Source organism: Pontibacter aquaedesilientis (assembly GCF_014773225.1).
Taxonomy (GTDB): Bacteria; Bacteroidota; Bacteroidia; order Cytophagales; family Hymenobacteraceae; genus Pontibacter; species Pontibacter aquaedesilientis.
Genome location: NZ_JACXAJ010000001.1, coordinates 1081322 through 1099884, shown reverse-complemented (window position 1 = coordinate 1099884; position 18563 = coordinate 1081322). Strand labels below are relative to the sequence as shown.

The 18563-nt window shown below is 48.2% G+C and carries 21 protein-coding genes; 7 read left to right on the top strand and 14 right to left on the bottom strand.

What is annotated here, in order from left to right; translation table 11 throughout:
• Nucleotides 1–44 precede the first annotated feature (44 nt).
• Both H9Q13_RS04790 and H9Q13_RS04785 read right to left on the bottom strand, forming a co-directional pair.
• On the bottom strand, nt 45–542 hold the full coding sequence (locus H9Q13_RS04790; RefSeq protein ID WP_191182575.1) for a VOC family protein: 498 nt from the start codon (nt 540–542) through the stop codon (nt 45–47).
• A gap of 28 nt (nt 543–570) precedes the next feature.
• Entirely contained in the window at nt 571–2103 is a 1533-nt protein-coding gene (locus H9Q13_RS04785) for a hypothetical protein (RefSeq protein WP_191182574.1), read from the bottom strand.
• Between the two features lie 226 nt (nt 2104–2329).
• On the opposite strand from H9Q13_RS04785, the gene H9Q13_RS04780 reads away from it, so the two are divergent.
• Together H9Q13_RS04780 and H9Q13_RS04775 are read left to right on the top strand one after the other, a co-directional pair.
• Nucleotides 2330–3052 carry a hypothetical protein gene (locus H9Q13_RS04780; RefSeq protein ID WP_191182573.1) on the top strand — a complete coding sequence of 241 codons (723 nt, stop codon included), beginning with the start codon at nt 2330–2332 and terminating at the stop codon, nt 3050–3052.
• Between the two features lie 51 nt (nt 3053–3103).
• Nucleotides 3104–3697 carry a hypothetical protein gene (locus H9Q13_RS04775; protein WP_191182572.1) on the top strand — a complete coding sequence of 198 codons (594 nt, stop codon included), beginning with the start codon at nt 3104–3106 and terminating at the stop codon, nt 3695–3697.
• Nucleotides 3698–3765: 68 nt separating this feature from the next.
• On the opposite strand, the gene H9Q13_RS04770 is transcribed toward H9Q13_RS04775, so the two are convergent.
• From H9Q13_RS04770 to H9Q13_RS04760, 3 genes are all read right to left on the bottom strand, one after another.
• Entirely contained in the window at nt 3766–4776 is a 1011-nt protein-coding gene (locus H9Q13_RS04770) for a potassium channel family protein (RefSeq protein WP_191182571.1), read from the bottom strand.
• 67 nt (nt 4777–4843) lie between these two features.
• Complete coding sequence (locus H9Q13_RS04765) at nt 4844–5293, bottom strand: DUF305 domain-containing protein (protein WP_191182570.1); 450 nt, start codon at nt 5291–5293, stop codon at nt 4844–4846.
• Nucleotides 5294–5320: 27 nt separating this feature from the next.
• A complete protein-coding gene (locus tag H9Q13_RS04760; protein WP_191182569.1) occupies nt 5321–5776 on the bottom strand; it encodes a hypothetical protein in 456 nt (151 codons plus the stop codon).
• Nucleotides 5777–6213: 437 nt separating this feature from the next.
• Between H9Q13_RS04760 and H9Q13_RS04755 the strand changes: the two genes are divergently transcribed.
• On the top strand, nt 6214–6849 hold the full coding sequence (locus H9Q13_RS04755; protein ID WP_191182568.1) for a DUF2911 domain-containing protein: 636 nt from the start codon (nt 6214–6216) through the stop codon (nt 6847–6849).
• A 97-nt stretch (nt 6850–6946) separates the two neighbouring features.
• Here the strand turns inward: H9Q13_RS04755 and H9Q13_RS04750 are convergent, their stop codons facing one another.
• The 3 genes from H9Q13_RS04750 to H9Q13_RS04740 all read right to left on the bottom strand — a co-directional run bounded on the left by H9Q13_RS04750 (nt 6947) and on the right by H9Q13_RS04740 (nt 9394).
• On the bottom strand, nt 6947–8206 hold the full coding sequence (locus H9Q13_RS04750; protein ID WP_191182567.1) for a PQQ-dependent sugar dehydrogenase: 1260 nt from the start codon (nt 8204–8206) through the stop codon (nt 6947–6949).
• A 239-nt stretch (nt 8207–8445) separates the two neighbouring features.
• Entirely contained in the window at nt 8446–9183 is a 738-nt protein-coding gene (locus tag H9Q13_RS04745) for a PRC-barrel domain-containing protein (protein WP_191182566.1), read from the bottom strand.
• Between the two features lie 7 nt (nt 9184–9190).
• On the bottom strand, nt 9191–9394 hold the full coding sequence (locus tag H9Q13_RS04740) for a hypothetical protein (RefSeq protein WP_191182565.1): 204 nt from the start codon (nt 9392–9394) through the stop codon (nt 9191–9193).
• Nucleotides 9395–9576: 182 nt separating this feature from the next.
• Here H9Q13_RS04740 and H9Q13_RS04735 point away from each other — a divergent pair, with 182 nt between their 5' ends.
• The 3 genes from H9Q13_RS04735 (at nt 9577) to H9Q13_RS04725 (ending at nt 10969) form a co-directional block, all read left to right on the top strand.
• Nucleotides 9577–9888 (top strand): hypothetical protein, encoded by a 312-nt coding sequence (locus tag H9Q13_RS04735; RefSeq protein ID WP_191182564.1) that lies wholly within the window; start codon nt 9577–9579, stop codon nt 9886–9888.
• A gap of 75 nt (nt 9889–9963) precedes the next feature.
• Entirely contained in the window at nt 9964–10338 is a 375-nt protein-coding gene (locus H9Q13_RS04730; protein ID WP_191182563.1) for a hypothetical protein, read from the top strand.
• A 133-nt stretch (nt 10339–10471) separates the two neighbouring features.
• Complete coding sequence (locus H9Q13_RS04725) at nt 10472–10969, top strand: preprotein translocase subunit YajC (protein ID WP_191182562.1); 498 nt, start codon at nt 10472–10474, stop codon at nt 10967–10969.
• A gap of 94 nt (nt 10970–11063) precedes the next feature.
• On the opposite strand, the gene H9Q13_RS04720 is transcribed toward H9Q13_RS04725, so the two are convergent.
• Nucleotides 11064–12422: a M24 family metallopeptidase gene (locus H9Q13_RS04720; RefSeq protein ID WP_191182561.1), complete on the bottom strand. Its 1359-nt coding sequence runs from the start codon at nt 12420–12422 to the stop codon at nt 11064–11066.
• A gap of 670 nt (nt 12423–13092) precedes the next feature.
• Between H9Q13_RS04720 and H9Q13_RS04715 the strand changes: the two genes are divergently transcribed.
• The gene (locus H9Q13_RS04715) at nt 13093–14025 is read left to right on the top strand and encodes a DUF302 domain-containing protein (RefSeq protein ID WP_191182560.1); all 933 of its coding nucleotides are present in this window, start codon (nt 13093–13095) and stop codon (nt 14023–14025) included.
• 269 nt (nt 14026–14294) lie between these two features.
• Here the strand turns inward: H9Q13_RS04715 and H9Q13_RS04710 are convergent, their stop codons facing one another.
• The 5 genes from H9Q13_RS04710 to H9Q13_RS04690 all read right to left on the bottom strand — a co-directional run bounded on the left by H9Q13_RS04710 (nt 14295) and on the right by H9Q13_RS04690 (nt 18439).
• Nucleotides 14295–15023 carry a VIT1/CCC1 transporter family protein gene (locus tag H9Q13_RS04710; protein WP_191182559.1) on the bottom strand — a complete coding sequence of 243 codons (729 nt, stop codon included), beginning with the start codon at nt 15021–15023 and terminating at the stop codon, nt 14295–14297.
• A gap of 269 nt (nt 15024–15292) precedes the next feature.
• Nucleotides 15293–16219: a sterol desaturase family protein gene (locus tag H9Q13_RS04705; protein ID WP_191182558.1), complete on the bottom strand. Its 927-nt coding sequence runs from the start codon at nt 16217–16219 to the stop codon at nt 15293–15295.
• 17 nt (nt 16220–16236) lie between these two features.
• A complete protein-coding gene (locus H9Q13_RS04700) occupies nt 16237–16686 on the bottom strand; it encodes a DsrE family protein (protein ID WP_191182557.1) in 450 nt (149 codons plus the stop codon).
• A 150-nt stretch (nt 16687–16836) separates the two neighbouring features.
• A complete protein-coding gene (locus H9Q13_RS04695) occupies nt 16837–17472 on the bottom strand; it encodes a TlpA disulfide reductase family protein (protein ID WP_191182556.1) in 636 nt (211 codons plus the stop codon).
• An 82-nt stretch (nt 17473–17554) separates the two neighbouring features.
• Nucleotides 17555–18439, bottom strand: coding sequence for a DoxX family membrane protein (locus H9Q13_RS04690; RefSeq protein ID WP_224744058.1), 885 nt, complete (start codon nt 18437–18439; stop codon nt 17555–17557).
• Nucleotides 18440–18563 lie beyond the last annotated feature (124 nt).

Here is an 18563-nt window from a genome sequence, read left to right as displayed (position 1 = left end):
ACAGTTGAATAAGTAGCTTATACCTGATTTTATACCCAATGGGTTTACGATTTCAATTCTTCCAGCAAGTCCTGCAGGTCCAGCCGGTGGGTATACAGCTCGATGGAGCCGTCTGCTTTCTGTGGCCATTCGGACCGGGGCTTGTCCCAATACAGCTCCACGCCGTTTCCATCCGGGTCAGACAGGTATAGCGCCTCCGAAACCCCATGGTCAGACGCCCCGTCGAGGCGGTACTCCGCATCCATAAGACGTTTCAGGATAGCAGCCAGGTCTTTGCGGGTCGGATAGAGGATGGCCGTATGAAACAGGCCCGTGCTGTGTGGCGGTGGCGGTGAGCCGCCTTTGCTGTACCAGGTATTCAGCCCGATATGATGGTGATAACCACCTGCCGAAATAAAAGCGGCGTCTTCCCCATACATCGTGATCAGCTCAAAGCCCAGCAGGTCACAATAGAACTTCATGGCCCGGTCGAGGTTGGCCACTTTTAGGTGCACGTGCCCAATGCGGGTTTGGGCAGGTATGGTATAGTTGCTTTGTGTCATATAGCCTTGTACGTGTTTTTAAAGTTAGTCAATCCTGTTTCAAAGAGCCATCGCTCCTGGCCAGCTCCAGCAACACCTGGTAATAGGGCTTACGCAGCATTTTTGCTTTCAGCCAGGCATAAAAACTCATGGCCTGTATGTCGGTTTGCTCAAACGTCTCAAATTCCAGCGTGCTTTCTACCTGGTTAAAAAAGGCAGGACTCTCTACGGCAAAAGGTTGATCGACCATGTGCTTGATCAACTGCAGGTATTGCCGTACATTTCGGTAGGCAGGTTCCTGCAGCAGGTCCCGGAAGGTACGCTCGAAGGCGCGTATCTTGTTCAGCACCAGGTCTTCATTTCCCAGTTCATACTGTAAGATCAGCTCGCCCATGTTTTTCTTCAGTACCCATTCCCGCCCCATTTTGGACTCCAGCCACTTATCCGATCGCTTTATGCTAAGCAACACGCGGTTCGCCTTGGAGAAGGAACCCTGTGCGAAGTAGTTGAAGCTCAACCCCAGCTGCGCCGTCAGTTGGTCTTTGGTGCTAAGGGTTATGCTGGTTTTATAAAGCAGTTTCTCCATCAGGGCGATGGCCTCATCGTTGCAGCGAAGGAACACCAGGTTGGCCACCATCAGAAATATATAGCGCGGGTAAAAGGTGGCGTAGTGACTTTTGCCTTCTTTACTCAAATCATCGTGCAACTGAGCCAGGTACCGGATAGACTCCCCGAATTTCTTGTTCCGGTAAAACACGTGCGCAATCATGTAGAGCAGACTCAGTTTGTAGTACTGATGTGCTTTTATGAAACCGTATTTCTGCTCTGTTTCGTGGTACTGACTGAGCACGTAGGGCTCGAAAGTGAGGAAGTCTTTGCGTGCCAGCACAGCACTGCGGGCAATGGACATGAGTTTATACAGCAGGGAAGGTCGCTTGCTCACGGCCTCGGTCAGGTTGTAGGTTTGCAGCACCTCCTGTATGATCTTGTCAAAGTTCAGGTCGCGGCCCTGCCGGCGCACAGCCCGTAGGCGCTGGTTAATCAGGCTGTTGGCGATGTTGGCCCGCTCGTCTTCATCGGCTGCCTGCTTGTTCTGGTTGCGCTTGCGGATAATCTCTTCCAGGTCATCGGCAAATTCGTTGTCAGCTTTTTCAATCTGCAAATTGTAGATCGTGTTCAGCAGGTCAAACTGCTCATTGGCCACAGCCAGTTTTTCAGCTTTAAGCAGGTAGGTCCAGGCCAGCCGGTCCACCCGTGCGTCGAACAGGTAGCGGGCCAGAGAGAACAAACCCATGATGGACGCCGCGGCCGTACTGTCCTCTTCCATGCGTTTGAGCAGGATGAAATCGGTCAGGTGCCGAGCCAGCCGTTTGCGCAGCGCATAATAGGCGACCGGATTTGGGGCTTCGGGGTACAGGCGCTTGATCAGCTGCTCGGGGGAATGGTGCCTGGGTTGTTGCAGCAACTGAAAAAGCTCCAGGTCTTTGCGATGTTTCTTCTTTTTCTGGCGCTGGATAAAAGCGGCTAACTCCTTGCGGTCATCCTCCGAGAGCGTCTCCAAAATGGTTTTTAAATCGTCCATACCTGCTTTTAGGCTTTTCTACTATTTATCTCTGGAGGATGACACATTTGTAAGGTCTGATATTTAATATGTAAATATCTTTAAATCAAATATATAAACAAAAAACCGATGGTTTTAAAAAGTCCTTAAATTTGATTTGCTGGCTTTCTTTCAGCTGCATGTGCTGCTACCTTTACCTCATCCTTATCAAAGGTTTATAAACATTTACAATTTAAAAGAAAAAGCCATGAAAAAGATTTTAATCACCTTAATCGCCTGCACATTTTGTCTGATTAGCCAGGCACAAGACATGCTCATCAAAAGAAACGGCGACGAGCTGGAAGTGAAGGTACTCGAGATCAACCTGGACGAGATTCGGTACAAGCTGTTCAACAACCTGGAGGGGCCTACTATTTCGGTTGCCAAAAGCGATGTGTTTATGATCAAGTATGAGAATGGTACCAAGGTAACCCTGAACGATGTGGTGCGACCAGCCACCCAGCAGCCGGCCCAACCAACCAGAACGGGATATCCGCAGGAGAATCTGAAACTTGGCGGTCCACGTCTGGGCTTCACGGTGCTTAGCCAAAAATACCGTGACCATATCAAAAGCGATTACGATACCGACATCAGTGCCTTTATGACGCAGTTTGGCTGGCAGTTTGAAACGCGGGTTTTCACCTTGGACAATGGTACCTCAGGTTTGTTTGAGTTTGTGCCCTTGATTGGCGGTTTGGAGCAGGGTAAGTTTTTGCCAAGCCTGAGTGCGCTTGTAGGTATAAGAGGGGCTAAGGGGCTTGAGTTTGGCATTGGCCCGAACGTCTCGCTTGGGGGGGCTGGATTGGTAATGGCCGTTGGTACCAATTTCCAAAGCCAGGGCGTGAACTTTCCGGTCAATTTTGCCGTGGCTCCCTCCAAAGACGGCGCACGCTTTAGTTTGCTCTTCGGCTTCAACTCGCGCAAGTACTAAGCTGATTCGACCAGTTGTTTAGCAGTTTTTACTATCTAAAAGTTACCGACTATGCCTAAATATTGCACCATCTTATTACTGGTTCTGGTACACTACCATGTGCTTGCCCAAGACCGCATCATTAAAATCTCTGGAGAGGAATTGAGAGCACGTGTGCTGGAAATAGGCTTGTCAGATATTCAGTACCGACACCCGGACTCATTACAGGGTGTGATCCGGCGGATACCGAAAACAGAAGTGTTTATGGTGCAGTTCGAAAACGGGACAAAGGAGGTTTTTGAATCGCACTTGCCCAGCATTCAGGTCTATGATCAGCGCAGCCTTAAACCTGACTATCTGTATAACCTCGGAAAAGAAGATGCGCTCAAATATTATAGCGGAAACGGGGCTATGTGGGGCTCTGCTGCGAGTTCAATGGTTATGTTTCCGTTGGGGCTTGCCGGAAGTGTTGCGATTGCGGCCACACCACCCAAGGTAGATGCCAGATGGGTGTCAGATGTAAATCTTATCGGCAATCCGGATTATGAGAAAGGGTATCGGGAGCAGGCGCATCGCAGAAAGAAAGGAAAAGCCCTGGCAGGGGTGGGCATAGGTGTAGGGATACAGCTTTCATTGATCATGTTACTTGTTGCATCGGCCTATTAGCCACAATCCTACCAGGACTGGGCCATGCAGTTAATCTGGACGATCAGATGAGTTGCATGGCCCAGGTGTTACGGGTAGCCATATACATCGTCCCAATTCCAGCCGTCCTCTTCCAGCAAATGTGCCAGAATTCTTCTTCTTTTGTGGAGGTGGGCATTGGTATTGAATTCTTCTATGGATTCCTGGCTCAGGGGTATGCCTTCCTGTTCAAGCAGAGTCCAATCAGGTTGTGCTGGCATGTCACTTGTGTTTATTTTTTTATCCTGTTTCAGTACCTCCAGGTAAAAATCCATGGATTTCTGTAGTAACGCTATGTCTTTTTTATCGGGCATGGCGGACTTATCCACAGCAACACTCAGCATACTGATGGCCTCGTCCAGTATGGCCAGGCTAACGATGATTGATTTCTTTAGTTCGCTGTTATGGAAGTAGTGAATAATGGGGTATACCTTGTGATTTTCGCAATGCTCGATTAGCATGTCTGCAATGTCAGCATCGTTTTTGAGCAGTCTGTCAAAGTTCTGTCCATTCCACCCGTTAGCCAGTATCTGCTGGGGAGTGTTGCCCAGGCAGTTGATAAACACGCTCAGTTTTACCTGCAGAATGACAGCAGAGAGTACGGGCATGATATAGGTGATGGAGATAGTGATGAAGGCAAGTCCGCTGAAAGCGAGCAGGTTGGTCGTGATATCCCAGAATGTACTGCCAGCCTTAAAGTCTCCATTACCCAGCGTAGACAAGGTATAGCCCGAAAAATACAACTTCTCCCAAGCGGTTGCCGGTACATTGGTGGTACTGTCGAGCACGGATCGCGGGTCGGTCAGCAACAGCAAAAATGCCCCGATCCACATACCCATCACCCAGGTCAGAATGATGGTCACCATGTTGATGTAGCCCGCATGGTCAAGCAATGGAGAACTGCCTTTATTCTTTGCGACCTTCAGCACAAGGTGCCAAATCTTTTCAGAGATAAAATGGGTAATCCTGCCAGCCCCCTGATATGACAGGGTGGTGGTAATCAAATCCTTTAGTATCACCAAAATTAGGAGAACGCCTGCTATACCGTAGAGTATGTTCATAAATCAGTTGGCTGTTTTCATCAATCCAGCACAAAGTAGCTAAGCGCCATCTGCCCGGACTGAATTTTTAGTCATTTTTATGAAGTATACCTTTCATCTGGGCGATTTCCTCCTTCTGGGTTTTGATGATTTCCTCAGCCAGCTTTTTCAATTCCGGGTCTTTGATGTCGGCTTCCTGACTGGTTAATATGGCAGAGGAATGATGCGGGATCATCGCTTTTATATACTCATCGTCTCCAATAAATGTCTGCGTTCTCAGCAACAACAGCACGATGACAAATACAGCTGCACTCAATGCTCCGATCAAGGCATTCAGCTTCTTGTTTTTATACATGTGCGACATCAAGAAAAGCATCAGCAAAGCCATGGGAGAGACCATCAGCAGCGTCATGTACACCCGTGTCAGGCTTAGGTATACGTGGTCAAGCCGATCAACATTCAGGAACATGACTGTGTACATAATGACAAAGGAGGCACCAAGCATAAGGGCGAATTTCTTGTAGTTGTTTTCTTTCATCTGAACTGTTTTATTGGTTTATATCGATTACTGTTTAGGCTCCAGCTGCCTCATCATCTGCTGCAGACAGCCTTGTTCCATGCCGCCTTTTCTCATCTGTTGCATCATGTTTCCCATGAGCGCCCGGTTTGCCAGCATCATCCGGGTCATGTTGCTGCAGGCAGCTGAATCCGTTTCGCATAGCTGCATCATTTGTTTCATCTGGGCCTGCATTTGTTGGTGCATACCAGCCATACCGCTTGTGTCGCCTACCATGCCGCCGCCTTGCATCATACCGCGTTGGCCCATCATCCCTTCACCCATGTTACGCTCCCGCATCACGGCCATCAGTTCGTTGCGCATCTCTTCATTTTCCAGGATGGTGTTGTAGACTTTTTGCCGTTCATTTTCGTTTTGCAGCATACCCTGCGCGTCGTCAGATTGTTGGCATCCTAACAAAGCCAGCGGAAGGAAAAAAGTGAGTAAATAGAATTGCTTTTTCATAGGAGTGGGTTTATTATGAATAAATACTGTTTAGACCTACATAATCCATTACCTGAGCTGCCGACGTAACAACTGTGCATTTATAGCCACGATCACCGTGCTCAGGCTCATCAATTCCACATTAACTGCCGGTGACAGTTAACCGTACTGTTTCGAGGTTAATTCTGGTATTAGGGCACTATTTTTTCAAGTTTGGCTTAACCATCGTCATTCATAGTTTCATATGCTAAGGTTAAACTTTATAGCTGTTTTAGAGCCATTGATTCGAACACTGTATTGGTTACTCGCTTCTGAATAAGTTAGTTTTACAGATATCTTATTCTGTTTTACATATTTATTAGAAAGGTTGTCATCTATTGTAAGCTTGAGTGCTTGGTGCTGTGTATCCAGTGCCCTATCTTTATACCTGAAATGTTGTTAAATTAATCTATCTCTTTATGAATCATAATATTACCAAACTGGCCTCGGTACTTTTCCTTTGCGCCACCCTCACCTACTGTAATCAGCCAGAACAAGAGCAGGAGCAGGAAACGCCCGTGGCGCAGGACGCCCACGAAGGCCATAGCATGAAAACTAGCGAAGGCGCGACCATTATCGGTGCCCAGGCAGAGGCCGACACTTTGAAAGGCAGCCTGAAGGCGGAGGCCCATGGCATGATCGGCGACGCACACCTCACCATCGCTTACCATTCGCCTGCGGTGCGCGGACGCATGATCTGGGGCGGCTTGGTGGCTTATAACCAGGTATGGGTAACGGGTGCGCACTCGGCTACCAGCCTGACTACAGATAAGGACATCACTGTTGGGGGTAAGGAGCTGCCTGCCGGTAAGTACGCGCTATTCACTATACCTGGCGAGAAGGAGTGGACCATCATCCTCAACAAGAACTGGGAGCAGCACCTGGCCGATGACTACGCAGAGGCTGATGACGTGCTGCGTTTTACGGTGCAGCCTGAGATTGCCCCTGTAAAGCAGGAAAGACTGCGCTACGAGATCGTTTCGGGTGATGGCGCTACCGGTAACATTCAGATTACCTGGGATATGCTGAAAGTGTCTCTGCCGGTTGCGCAGTAATAACGGCTATACCTACACGGTATATATGCAAAAAAGGACAGGCTTATACCTGTCCTTTTTTGTTTTTAGAAAAGCCGCACTTATCAGTGTCTTTTGGCTAGCGTGGCGAAATTTTCCAGAGCTCCCCGTTCGAGGCATCGGTAACCAGGTATAGCGCCCCGTCGGGTCCCTGCCGTACATCGCGTATGCGCTCTTTGCGGTCGCCGAGCAAGTGCTCTTCGCCGGTTACACGGTTGTTCTCAATTCTGAGACGCACCAGTACCTGCGAGCGCAGCCCTCCCACAAACAGGTTGCCTTTCCACTCCGGAAAAGCGCTGCCTGTGTAGAACTGAGCGCCCGAAGGGGCTATCACCGGATCCCAATAGTAAACCGGGTCCACGTATCCTTCTTTGGTTGTGACTGAGTTCGGTACGGGTTCGCCGGAGTATTCCTCACCGAACGTTACCAGCGGCCAGCCATAGTTTTTTCCATTTTCGATCAGGTTGAGTTCGTCGCCGCCCTGCGGTCCCATCTCCACGATCCATAGCCTGCCATTGCTGTCGAATGCGGCTGATTGTACGTTGCGATGACCGACTGTCCAGATCTCTGGTAGTGCTTTGCTATCATTTACAAATGGGTTGTCTTTCGGAACAGAACCATCCGGGGCGATGCGGATGATCTTGCCCATGTGGCTGTCCATGTGCTGGGCCTGCGGACGGATCTGCTTGTCGGAGCGCTCTCCCAAGGTAATGTATAGCAAGCCATCCGGGCCGAAAGCCAGGCGTGATCCGTAGTGCATGGTGCCGTTGAAAGCCGGTTTGGCCTGAAAAATGACCTGCACATTCTCGACCCGCGTGCGGTCTTCCGACAATACGCCGCGTGCCACACTGGTCGCGTTACCTCCCTGGCGAGGCTCAGAGTAGCTCCAGTAAATCATGCGGTCTGAACTGAAATTTGGGCCAAGGGCTACGTCCAGCAAGCCACCCTGCCCACGGGCGTCTACTTTCGGTATACCTGAAATCGGGTTGCCGATTTGTCCGGTGGCGGAGACAATGCGCATGTTGCCAGGCTTTTCGGTGATCAGCAAGTCGCCGTTTGGTAATGGCTCTACGGCCCAGGGCTTGTTGAGGCCTTTGGTGAGCACCTGCACATTAAATTGTGTTTCAGAAGTGATGGCACAGGCGCGTGTCTGGCCTTCGAAAGTAGGTTGCTGCTCCGGGGAGTTTGCTGGTCCCATGTCTATGGGTTTACAGTCCTCCTGTGTGGCCACAGGCTTTTGCGTGTCATCCTCTTCCCTGGTGACTGCCTCGTTGTTGCAGGACGCAGCTATGGTGGTAAAGAAGACAGCTGATAAAGTAAATAGTCTGGAGATCTTCATGCTTTATTTTGTTTTGGATGGAACTCACTGTCAAGGTATAATCCTGATTTTACTGTATTGTATTGGATAAAGTTCAAAACGGTGACTATGGCCGGCGAGTCTGTCAGGTTGCAGACGTGGTAATTAAACTGACTCGGTAATAACTTTAAAAAAAGCTTGTTGTGCTAAAAATTAAAAAGCCGTCCCAATGAGTAGACGGCTTTCAGGTATAAAATGAAGGAGCAGACGGTGCAAAGTTCTCACGACTCAAGGGCTCTTTTCTTGAGCAGGATAAACTCCTCTTCCGTAATTGAGCCTCTGTCGCGCAGGTCCTCAAGACGCTCTATCGTGTTGATAGAGTCTTCCACTGATTTTGGCCTGTTTTCATGGATTGAGTGATCCGTGTCAGTAGAGTCCGCGGCAGTTAGGTCCGTAATGTTTCTGGCGGAGGTGGCATCTGCGGCGTTAGAGGTATAAAACCTTTCCTCGCTGTAGGTATCGTCATGGTAGAAGTCCTCGGTGATAGGGTGTGCGGCATTGTCTGGTTGATGCTTTAAAGCGTCCTCGAATTCCGACTTGTAATCCGATGCGTCGTGTGTGCTGTCGTAACGTGCGCTTCTGAAGTTCTCGCGCACAGCGTATTCGTAGTCGGCAGGTATAGCCCCACCGCCATACACCGGATAGTGCTTGATGGAGGCGGCATCGATCGTGGACACAAACACATTCTTGCCTTCGCGATCCAGGGCAGCAGCCCCAATGGGAATCAGTATGAAGGTATCCTCGTCACCGTCAAAATAGCGGCGCTCGGCCACGATCGAAAGATAGCGTACCTTTAGGGCATCCAGGTCCACGATCAGGTCTTTCACATCTCCCAGTTTCTCGCCATCGGCACCCACTACGCGCCAGCCGGTCACGTTGGTGTTGTCTTTGGATACCTGGTAGTCTTTCAACTCGCTCAGCGGGGCCAGGCGTTCGAATCGTTGTTCATCTGTGTTCATAGCTTTTTTAATTAGGTATGATAATTCCTGTTCGGGTGGCAGGTGTCGTAGCAGTTCCTATCGATTGCTCTTTCGGCGTCAGGGGCAAATAGGCCTGTTCATTTTTAAGGGCAAACTCATAGACTACCCAACCCAGCAGCGCCACAATTACCAATAGGAGTAACCAGGGCCACACCGGTTTCTTTTTTCGTTCAATATTGATCTCAGCCATTTTTTCTGATCGTTGAATCTGGTTTTATTTTTTGCTCACCACGACCGGATAAAAGGCCGCGTGGTGTTGGTAATACGCTCATAATGAGATGAATGTTGATAGGAGAGAGGAGATCGGAAAAAGGACTGTTTCTTATCTGCGGGTGCATCGTATACAGATGTAAAACGTGTCACAGCTTGCTTATGGAAACAATACGACTCTCGCACTTAAACTCCTCTTTCAGGATAGAAGGAAAGCCAGCCAGGAAAAGCTTAGAGCTGGATAAGGCGCTGGTTCTGAAGCCAACGCAGCCAAATGCTGACGTCAAGCTAAAGATCGTGGTGTATGATGAGAAAGACATACCCATCTACAGCAACCGACTGGTGCCTGACCAGCAACATGCCGACACGTGGGTGCGCATCAACGAACGGTTTGTTTTCTATGACCACCTGACGGTGCGTGTAAAAGCAGAGCCTGCTGACAGCGCCTTTGAAGCGGAAGTGATATTCCGGTGACTAGCATGTAAGGAAGTATAATATTTATACGGGCGGTAAGTGTTGCAATATACCGGCTTCTTATACCTTTGTCAGGTGAATAAACTTACAAGATACCTGTTGCTGCTATTCGCCAGTGTGCTTGCTCTCCCAGGCTGGCAGGCGGATGATCGTGCGGCGGTATTTTGCGCCGTAGAGCAGGCGGTGGCAGAGGAGCATACACAGGCTAGTCTTTCGGCTGGTGAGTCGATAAAGTCCCCGAGCCTGACCCGAGCCGAGGAGCAGATCAGTTTATTCCAACATTTACCGGGACCTTCGTCGAAAAACGACTCGAAGGGGGCTGGTTTTCTGTCGTTCACGGCAGAACTGCAGTTGCAGCGCGCTATTACGCAGTATATCGCCAGCGCTGTCAATCTGAACCGAAGCCTCTCAGGCAGCGACATTATTTTCCCTTTCCATTATTTCTGGTAATCCATCTTCCTTTCAGGTATAGGCGGGCTGTCCCGCACACTTAAAAAAACATGCAGGTATACCGACGGGCTGTAGCGCGTTGCGGTATGCACTGGTGTTTTATGTTTCTGGTATTTAAAAAAGATTTAAGAAGATGGATTTACAGACAATCATCATTGGTGTACTGGCACTGGCTGTGTTTATCGTGCCGGTTTATTTAATTCAGAGAAAACAGAAAAAGCAAAGTAACATGGTGCTGGATAGGATGCTCTCGTTTTGCGAGGAAAGGCAGATGCAGCTGACCAAACTAGATTTCTGGAATGAGGTTTTTGCGATCGGTATAGACGAAGCCGTTGGAAAGGTGGTGTACTTCAACATGCAGGATGTTGTTGCGCGACAGGTTATCGTAGACCTGGCTGATGTTAAATGCTGCGAGTTGGTAAAGGACAGCCGAAAGGTGAACGGTGACCTGATCATCGACCAGATTGTGTTGCGCTTTCATTTTACAGGACCAAAAAGACAGTCGCAGGAACTGGAATTTTATAACCGGGAGCAGAATATGATGCTGAGCAACGAACTTCATTTTGCAAACAAATGGATGGGAATCGTTAACAGTGCCCTTGCCACCCTGCCACAAATAGCCAAGGTATAAAGTGGCATAAATGATAAAAGCCCGTCGTTATTGACGGGCTTTTTTTGTGTAAGTATTTCAGGTCCACCCACAAAATCGGGTTTTGCTAATGAAGTTACTGCTTTAAATGTGAACTTACCCGTGGTATCAACAGCAGTTCTTTTTGCCGTCCGTCTATGTATCGCACGCCACTTGGTGTCAATACAGCCTGTTCTTCCAGCATGACCCGAATTTCTTTATTGTTCCACTCCGGTAGGGTTACTTTTGCGTTTAGCTCGATGGCGTAGGCCGTGTTGTGGCGCAGTTGGTAATCGCCAGTGCCAGGCACGCCCTGCTGCATATCCCACATACCGATGGCAGGACCTGCACCGTGGCCGTGGTACCCAATGGGGTGCGAGTAAATACTTGCTGTTATCTTCTCTTTCTGTGCCTGTGCCAATGCCTCTTTTAACACCTGGTTGCCGGTTTTGCCTTCTTTAAATTTCGAGGTCAGGATGTCCTGCAGTCGGTTACCTGTGGCTAGTGCATTTTTGAGGTGTGCAGGTGCTGCTGACTCACCGGGCTTCAGCACGTAGGCCAGCTGCTGCACATCGGTGTTCAGGCCCAAATAGGTAATGCCCAGATCGACATGCACCAAATCGCCTGGTAAGATCACTTCCACTCCGGGTTTCTGCGAAAAGGAGCGTTGCGAATCACCGGTTCCGGGGTTGGCACGCTGCACATCTACTGTGGGATGAAACCAAGCATCCAGCTTCAGGTCAGCAATGCGCTCACGATACCACCACATCACATCTTCGGTGGTGGTGACACCGGGTTGAATCACTGCCTCTGAAAAGCCCTCTGCTATAATGCTGTGCCCCATACGGCTGATCTGCTCATATACCTCTAACTCTCTGTTGGTTCTGGTCTGCAGCCAATCCACGGCAAGGCGCTCTGCCGATACTATAGCTTTCCTATGCGCTGCGGGCAGGTAGTGCATCAGGCTGTCGTATTCGGCTTTTGTGAGTCCATCGGCATGGGCGAAGGTGGGTGAGTAGTTTAAGCCAATTTTCTTAGGGTTTCGTTCTGCTATTAATTGCACCAGGCGTTTCCACTGGTTGGGCTCCTGCTCTGGCGTCCAGGCACCCTTCATTAGGTTGCCAATACCGTAGCGAGCTACAGCCAGTTTTTCAATTCCTTTATCCGCTCCTTTGTCATGAAAAAGCATGATCGTACGACGCCGTGCTGCCAGCCAGGTAGCAGGTAACATGGTTTTAGCAACGGGATCTTCGTTATACTCGCGGGCAACAATCACCCACATATCAATCCCTTCACGGCGCATCAGCGAGGGGAGGAGATTTTCCAGCCTATCCTGTAACAGGGCGTCTTCCACAGCGGCTCTTTCGCGGAGGGGTAGGATAGCAGGTATTTGTTGTGAGAAAGCATACTCAGTTGTGAGCAGAGGCAGCAATAGCAGGAGTATAAGCTTTTTCATGCGTTTTGGTCAGGTGCTTATCTTCATAAAGATAGAAATATAGCAAAAATGCGCCGGTGATAGAATGTATCAGTAAAGCTAATTACAATGCCTGCGCCAACCAGCAATGCAGTTAGCAAAACAACCATAGTTTCAAATGTATCTTATTTCACATACTGCTCCTGCTCGGTTTTCCTTAATAAGCCCAAACCATGAAGCGTTTGCAGCAGGCTGTCGATTTGCTGGAGGCGCTGGGTTTGCTGGGTTTTGGCGGTGGGCTTGAACTGGTGTAGCAGTTCGTGGGCTGTGGCGGGGCGCTCGTGCTATTGCAGGGCGCGTTGCACAGCCTGCGCCTGTTCTGACAGTAATGAAGTCTGTAACAGCAGGGGTAGGGGTGTGGGGCATGTTTGTTTTCTCTGGTAATTATGGTTTTGCAGATGCAGTTTAGGAAAAATTGGGGAGAAAATATAGAGAAAAGGCTATTTAATGTGACCCCTCGTAGGGACAGGTCGCGACCTGTCCGAATCGTTCCCAAACAATCACCCAAATCTCCTGACCGAATCGTGCACAGAAATCACCTGTACCGTGTCCTGTCTATTCAAGTATTAGGGGTGTATGCCTTCATTTTGTATCCATCTCAACAATTTAAGCTTGAAGTGGTATTAGTTAACTAGAACAAATTTAAACTGCTATGAAAAAAACTGTCAAAAATTGCTTGTTTGGGCTTTTGTGCCTTAACCTGGCAACAATTATAACCGGGTGCAACGACAACGATGATCTTCTCGAGGAGGACAAACCAACTGCCATCGGGCTTGCTTATACCCAGGCTGCCAACCGAAACCTGGATACTGTTTACAACGACTTAGTAAATGCACTAAGCGGTAATAGTGCCATCGGGATTGTGGCGGAGGTAAACCATCAGCAAAATGCAGCGAATGCTGGCCTTGAGCTGAACCCCACGCGTGTGGTCCTCTTCGGAAACCCTGCCTTGGGCACGCCGCTTATGCAAGCTAACCAGCAAGCAGGTCTCGACCTGCCTCAGAACATACTGCTCTATCAAAACGTACGGGGCGATGTGTATGCTACCTTTAACACAGTGCAGTACTTAGCATCTCGCCATGGGGTAGACACCGTGTCTACATTACCCAAAATAAGCACAGCCCTCACCAACCTGACTGAAACAGCTACCGGAAGCAGCATACAAATGCCCGAGAATGAAACAGTAGCACTAAATGAAGGCGTGATAAGTATAGAGAGCGTAAACTCGTTTGCAGATAGCTATAGCAAACTGCGAGCTTCCATAGAGGCCAATTCCAATCTAAAGCTTGTTGCAGAACTCGATCATCAACAAAATGCGCAGTCTGTTGGTATGGCACTCAGGCCTACTAAACTTATAGTGTTTGGCAACCCTAATTTGGGCACACCCTTAATGAAAGCCGAGCAGACCATTGGCATTGATCTCCCACAGAAGATGCTGGTTTATGAGGACAAAGACGGGAAGGTGTATATTGCCTACAACGACCCGCAGTATCTGGCAGAGCGGCACGGCATTTCAGGGGAAACCGAAACTCTGGTTAAAATAAGCACTGCCCTGAGCAAACTGGCTACAGAAGCTGCTCAATAAGGTTATACTGGCTAAGGTTTAGGCAGTGTGTATGCTTTAGACAGTATAAGCATATTATTCTAAGTTTTTTCAGCGATATTTTTTTTAAATCTTTTACCTGATTTAAGTTCGATAAGTCGAGGGAAATGAAAATAATCAGGCTTCCTGTAAAAAGAGGAGAGGAGAAGTTTCGCTGAAATTGAAGTTAAGTTAACGCCGCTTACCTCTTCTGAAATAGTCATGTCGCATTTAATCAGCCATATGACTTTTACATTAGTGAAATAGCAGATCTACCTAAACACACGTTCCAGCACATCGCCTACAAAATAAGCCAGGGAAGCAGCCAGTCCACCCAATAGCAGTGTTTCGGCTATACCTGCCAGAATGTTACGCTCCGTCACAATGCTTTTGAGACTGCCCACAATGGTCAAAGCTATACCTGTGAGTATGCTAGAGTAGAGAAATAGATCGGCACCGGCTATACCTGAATCGAGACCGGCGAAAATGTAGGCCAACAAAGGGATAGAACCCACCAGGATAAAACTGATGAAGGTAACAGAAGCCGTTTTGATAGGGGTTTTGTCGTCCTTGGTCATTTGCAGCTCCTCCTTCATCATGGTATCCACCCATACGTCCTTATCGGCTGTGATCACCTCGACCACCTGGTTCAGCAAATCACCCTGAAAGCCTTTTGCTGCGTAGATCTCGCGTATTTCGTCTTTCTCTATTTCACCCAAGTTCTCGACCTCCCAGTATTCGCGGGCCCTGTGGCGATCGAAATTGTCGCGCTGCGCTTTAGTAGAAAAAAAGTTGCCCACCGACATCGAGAAGCCATCGGCGATAAGATTAGCCAGACCAAGTATGATGACCACGGCTATACCCAGACTGGCGCCCTCAGCCCCTGCCACCACCGCAAAAGTGGTAATCGCACCGTCTATACCTCCATACACGAACTCGGAAATGTACTCTTTCTTAAAGAAAAGGATTTTGTCTTCCGATTGAACTTCGTGGTGCTGCATCGTACGAGGAGTTTAGGTATAAACTGTACTCAAGTTACAGGAAAAAAAGAAAGATTAGAAAGTTTGGGAGTTTAAGTGTTTAGGAGTTAGAAAGTTGACATGTACCGACGTTACACCATAACGTCGTAGGGGCCGAAGCATTTTTGTTTCATTGTAGGGACAGGTCGCGATCTGCCCGAATCGTGCATTCGCGGCATGTATGCTTTTATGTCACTATTTCACTATATCGCTCGAACGTTAGTATTATTTAACCTATTCCGTTGATCTAGCTAATCTATAGATATAGTCTCCTTTGCCAGTTTGGACTCTAAGCGCTGTTCATGTTTATTTGCCCCCTTTTTAAAAGGGTAAAACTGCTGATCCAGAAATGACTTCGGATAAGTTTCCACTTCCTTAAATCCCAATTCGATATCACGTCCGTCTTCGGGTACATAGGCGGTGCCAAACAGGTAATCCCAAAGGCTCAGGCTAATGCCGTAGTTTGCGCCATAGCGGTGCGGCATGTCTTTAGCATGGTGCCATATGTGCATTTGCGGGTTATTGAACAGGAAGCGAAACGGCCCTAGTGGGAGGTGCAGGTTGGAGTGATTGAAATGGCCAATAGCCGTTGCAAAGATATGCACCAAAAAGAAGTCCTGAATGCCGAAGCCGATCATGGCTAATGGAATATACTCCAGGGTGCGGTAAACCACTGTTTCGCCCCAATGGAAGCGCAAATGCGCGGCAAAACCCATCTGCTGCACGGAGTGGTGCACTTTGTGGAAGCGCCATAAAAATTCGAAACGGTGCAACAAACGGTGTACATTCCACTGAATGAAATCACGCAAAACGAATAGCGTGAGCAATTGCGCCCATACAGGCCATTGCTGCACCTCGAAAGCGACCAGGTTCTGCACGCCGAATAATTGCAGGAAATCGTTGAAAGCCTCTACGCCAATGTTGGAAATTGCGTTGAAACCAACCAAGGAAAACAGGAAAAAATTAAAGAACATGTAAAAGCCGTCAAGCCAGAAATCCTGCCTGATCCTGTCCTGGTCTTTACGCCACGGCAGTAGCATCTCCAATAGCCAGAAAAACAGCGACAAGCCAAGCAGCCAGTAAAAATAATTACCCCAGTTGGGGTGCAGCATTTCCTGCGACAGGTAATTCCAGTAGTCCGAAAAGGAATTCGTGAATATGTTCCAGTATTTTTCCATTGATAATATCTGGCTGCTTAAAACTTAATGTAGCCCCAGCCTTCGTCTTGTTTCATGATGATTTCACCGATAGCCATTGGCACTGTAGTTACGCCGGGCAGCAGTTGATTTTTCTCGACTTTTTGCATGCGCATGGTATTCTCGCAGGCTACGAAAACCACGCCTTTCTCTTGCAAAGCTTTGATAGACGCACGCTGCGTGGTCTTGTCTGTTACTAACAGATTTAGCGATTTGCCGTGCACCACTACTTCGATCTGCGCATCGGGCCAACCCCTTTTGATATTGTTGAGCTGACGCATCAGGCCGCTATGCCGTGCCGTATCACCTTCTGCCATATCGTACACAATGCGTCGTGGCGTACTTTGTTCAGCCTGGTTAGCCCCTTTTGGTTTAGACTGCTTTTGGGCAAAGGCAGTCGGAAAGACCATTACCACTAATAGGAGAGCAAATAACAGTTTCAGTTTCATAGCAAATAAGTTAAATAGATTTTAAATCATAATTAAGGTATACGTCTGAGCTCTTTGGCCCAAGTCTATCAAACTTTTCATCAACTTGCAGACATCAGCATGATAAGAATAAGCTGGCCTATGGGATATAGGCCAGCTTATTCAATTGGGTTACTTCACCATGCCCTGCAGGAAATCGCGCACTTCTTTGGTATCGTATTCAGCCATACCTTCCTGTTTGGCCACTATTTTCCCTTCCGGTGAAATAATGAAAGTAGTAGGGATGGCAGTGCTGTAGAACTCCTGTGGAAATTGGCTGGCCGGCATATATACCGGGAAGGTATAGCCTTTCTTGTCGATAAACTTCTTTACCTTATCCATACCGCCTTCGTCCACTGATAACATAACAAAGGCTATTTTATCAGAGCCAACTTTGTCGTAAAGTTTCTGGATGTTGGGCATTTCGGCAATACACGGCGGACACCAGGTAGCCCAGATGTTCAGAAAGATCACTTTGCCTTTCAGACTTTCAAAGGCAACAGTCTTGCCTTTGAGGTCCACCATTTTGAATCCGGCTCCTACCATGGACGCAGAGGAGGCAACTCCTTCAGATTCTACCGTTTCAGTGTAATTGGCTTCAGAGATAGTGGTAGGCACATCCGCCTTTTTTAATCCTGTTGCCAGCAGTATGCGCTGTACTTGCCCGATGGCTTCAGTGTGTAAGCCGGTCAGGTATAGGATACCGAAGATGGCCAGCATAACCGCCCAGCCAGGGATGCTCTTGATCGAAAACTTATTTTTTTCCATGATGTAATTTCTAATATTAATTGATTACTCCGAGTAATTTTAAATGAATGATGACTGAGGTTGGCTCTTATTCCACACAAGCTTAAAGCTCAACAGTGGAATAGCCTTGGTCCTGCAGATCGAACATGTAGGTCAAACCATTCGGGACTACTTCTACACCAGCTACCAACGAACTGGCGTTTATGTTAAACTGCTTCAGCGACATACCGCAAACTTTGTAAGTTATACCTGCAACATTGCCTTTTTCAATCTGCTGGGCCATGTCGCTTTCTTTCACAAAAGCCTCCACAGATTTTCCGCAAGCCATTACGACAAAGCTAGCACGGTTATAATGACTTTCCTTCGTAATGGTCTCGGCTGTATGCACAGCGGCTTTCAAGTGATTTGGCTGACTGATCAGCACGGCGTATTTTTTCCCGTTAGTGTCTGCTACAGTTCCTGTTGTGGCAGTGCTGTTTGCAACCGTCGTGCCGCCAGCACAGGAGCCAAGGAAGGCCAACAACCCAAATGCCAATACGGTAACATAGGTTCCTTTTGATGTATTCTTGATACTTGGTTTCATTTGATTTTTAAGTGAAAGTAACTGGTCTAATCCGTAGTAGATCGCACCGTTTACGATGAAAAATAATAGCAGGCCAATCAACGCTATGTTCTTGAACAAAGGCCCGTTTCCGGCAGCATTGCCTACCTGTACCGTCAGGGTAATCGGAATCAGGATAGCGAGCAACAGAGCGGCCGCCACCCTGGTTTTTATTCCGGCAAGCAGCATGAAGCCACCAACCAATAAACCCACACCCGACAGGATAATCAAGGCTTCCGCTGGAGCGATCCAGGTGGCCAGTTGTGCGAAAGGAGCCTCTTGAAGGCGAGCTGCGGCACCAGCCGTTTGAAACAGGTGGTTGAAGCCTGCCATGATGAAGATCAGGCTACCCAAAACGCGCAGCAAAAGGAATGATAGTTTATTCAAAGAGTCATGTTCCATGATTGAGATTATCTTCTTAAAATAATAGACGCAGCAGCATGGTATCTACCGCATGCTTTGACATAATGAATAAGACACAGCAGTAAGACAGGTATAGCTTGTGCTTATA

Coding starts and splice junctions, on each gene's coding strand:
- H9Q13_RS04725 (WP_191182562.1), top strand. CDS start 10,472: ATGGATTTACAGACAATCATCATTGGTGTACTGGCACTGGCTGTGTTT.
- H9Q13_RS04780 (WP_191182573.1), top strand. CDS start 2,330: ATGAAAAAGATTTTAATCACCTTAATCGCCTGCACATTTTGTCTGATT.
- H9Q13_RS04760 (WP_191182569.1), bottom strand. CDS start 5,776: ATGAAAAAGCAATTCTATTTACTCACTTTTTTCCTTCCGCTGGCTTTG.
- H9Q13_RS04775 (WP_191182572.1), top strand. CDS start 3,104: ATGCCTAAATATTGCACCATCTTATTACTGGTTCTGGTACACTACCAT.
- H9Q13_RS04770 (WP_191182571.1), bottom strand. CDS start 4,776: ATGAACATACTCTACGGTATAGCAGGCGTTCTCCTAATTTTGGTGATA.
- H9Q13_RS04695 (WP_191182556.1), bottom strand. CDS start 17,472: ATGGAAAAAAATAAGTTTTCGATCAAGAGCATCCCTGGCTGGGCGGTT.
- H9Q13_RS04745 (WP_191182566.1), bottom strand. CDS start 9,183: ATGAACACAGATGAACAACGATTCGAACGCCTGGCCCCGCTGAGCGAG.
- H9Q13_RS04765 (WP_191182570.1), bottom strand. CDS start 5,293: ATGAAAGAAAACAACTACAAGAAATTCGCCCTTATGCTTGGTGCCTCC.
- H9Q13_RS04715 (WP_191182560.1), top strand. CDS start 13,093: ATGAAAAAAACTGTCAAAAATTGCTTGTTTGGGCTTTTGTGCCTTAAC.
- H9Q13_RS04705 (WP_191182558.1), bottom strand. CDS start 16,219: ATGGAAAAATACTGGAACATATTCACGAATTCCTTTTCGGACTACTGG.
- H9Q13_RS04735 (WP_191182564.1), top strand. CDS start 9,577: ATGGAAACAATACGACTCTCGCACTTAAACTCCTCTTTCAGGATAGAA.
- H9Q13_RS04720 (WP_191182561.1), bottom strand. CDS start 12,422: ATGAAAAAGCTTATACTCCTGCTATTGCTGCCTCTGCTCACAACTGAG.
- H9Q13_RS04755 (WP_191182568.1), top strand. CDS start 6,214: ATGAATCATAATATTACCAAACTGGCCTCGGTACTTTTCCTTTGCGCC.
- H9Q13_RS04785 (WP_191182574.1), bottom strand. CDS start 2,103: ATGGACGATTTAAAAACCATTTTGGAGACGCTCTCGGAGGATGACCGC.
- H9Q13_RS04750 (WP_191182567.1), bottom strand. CDS start 8,206: ATGAAGATCTCCAGACTATTTACTTTATCAGCTGTCTTCTTTACCACC.
- H9Q13_RS04790 (WP_191182575.1), bottom strand. CDS start 542: ATGACACAAAGCAACTATACCATACCTGCCCAAACCCGCATTGGGCAC.
- H9Q13_RS04710 (WP_191182559.1), bottom strand. CDS start 15,023: ATGCAGCACCACGAAGTTCAATCGGAAGACAAAATCCTTTTCTTTAAG.
- H9Q13_RS04740 (WP_191182565.1), bottom strand. CDS start 9,394: ATGGCTGAGATCAATATTGAACGAAAAAAGAAACCGGTGTGGCCCTGG.
- H9Q13_RS04700 (WP_191182557.1), bottom strand. CDS start 16,686: ATGAAACTGAAACTGTTATTTGCTCTCCTATTAGTGGTAATGGTCTTT.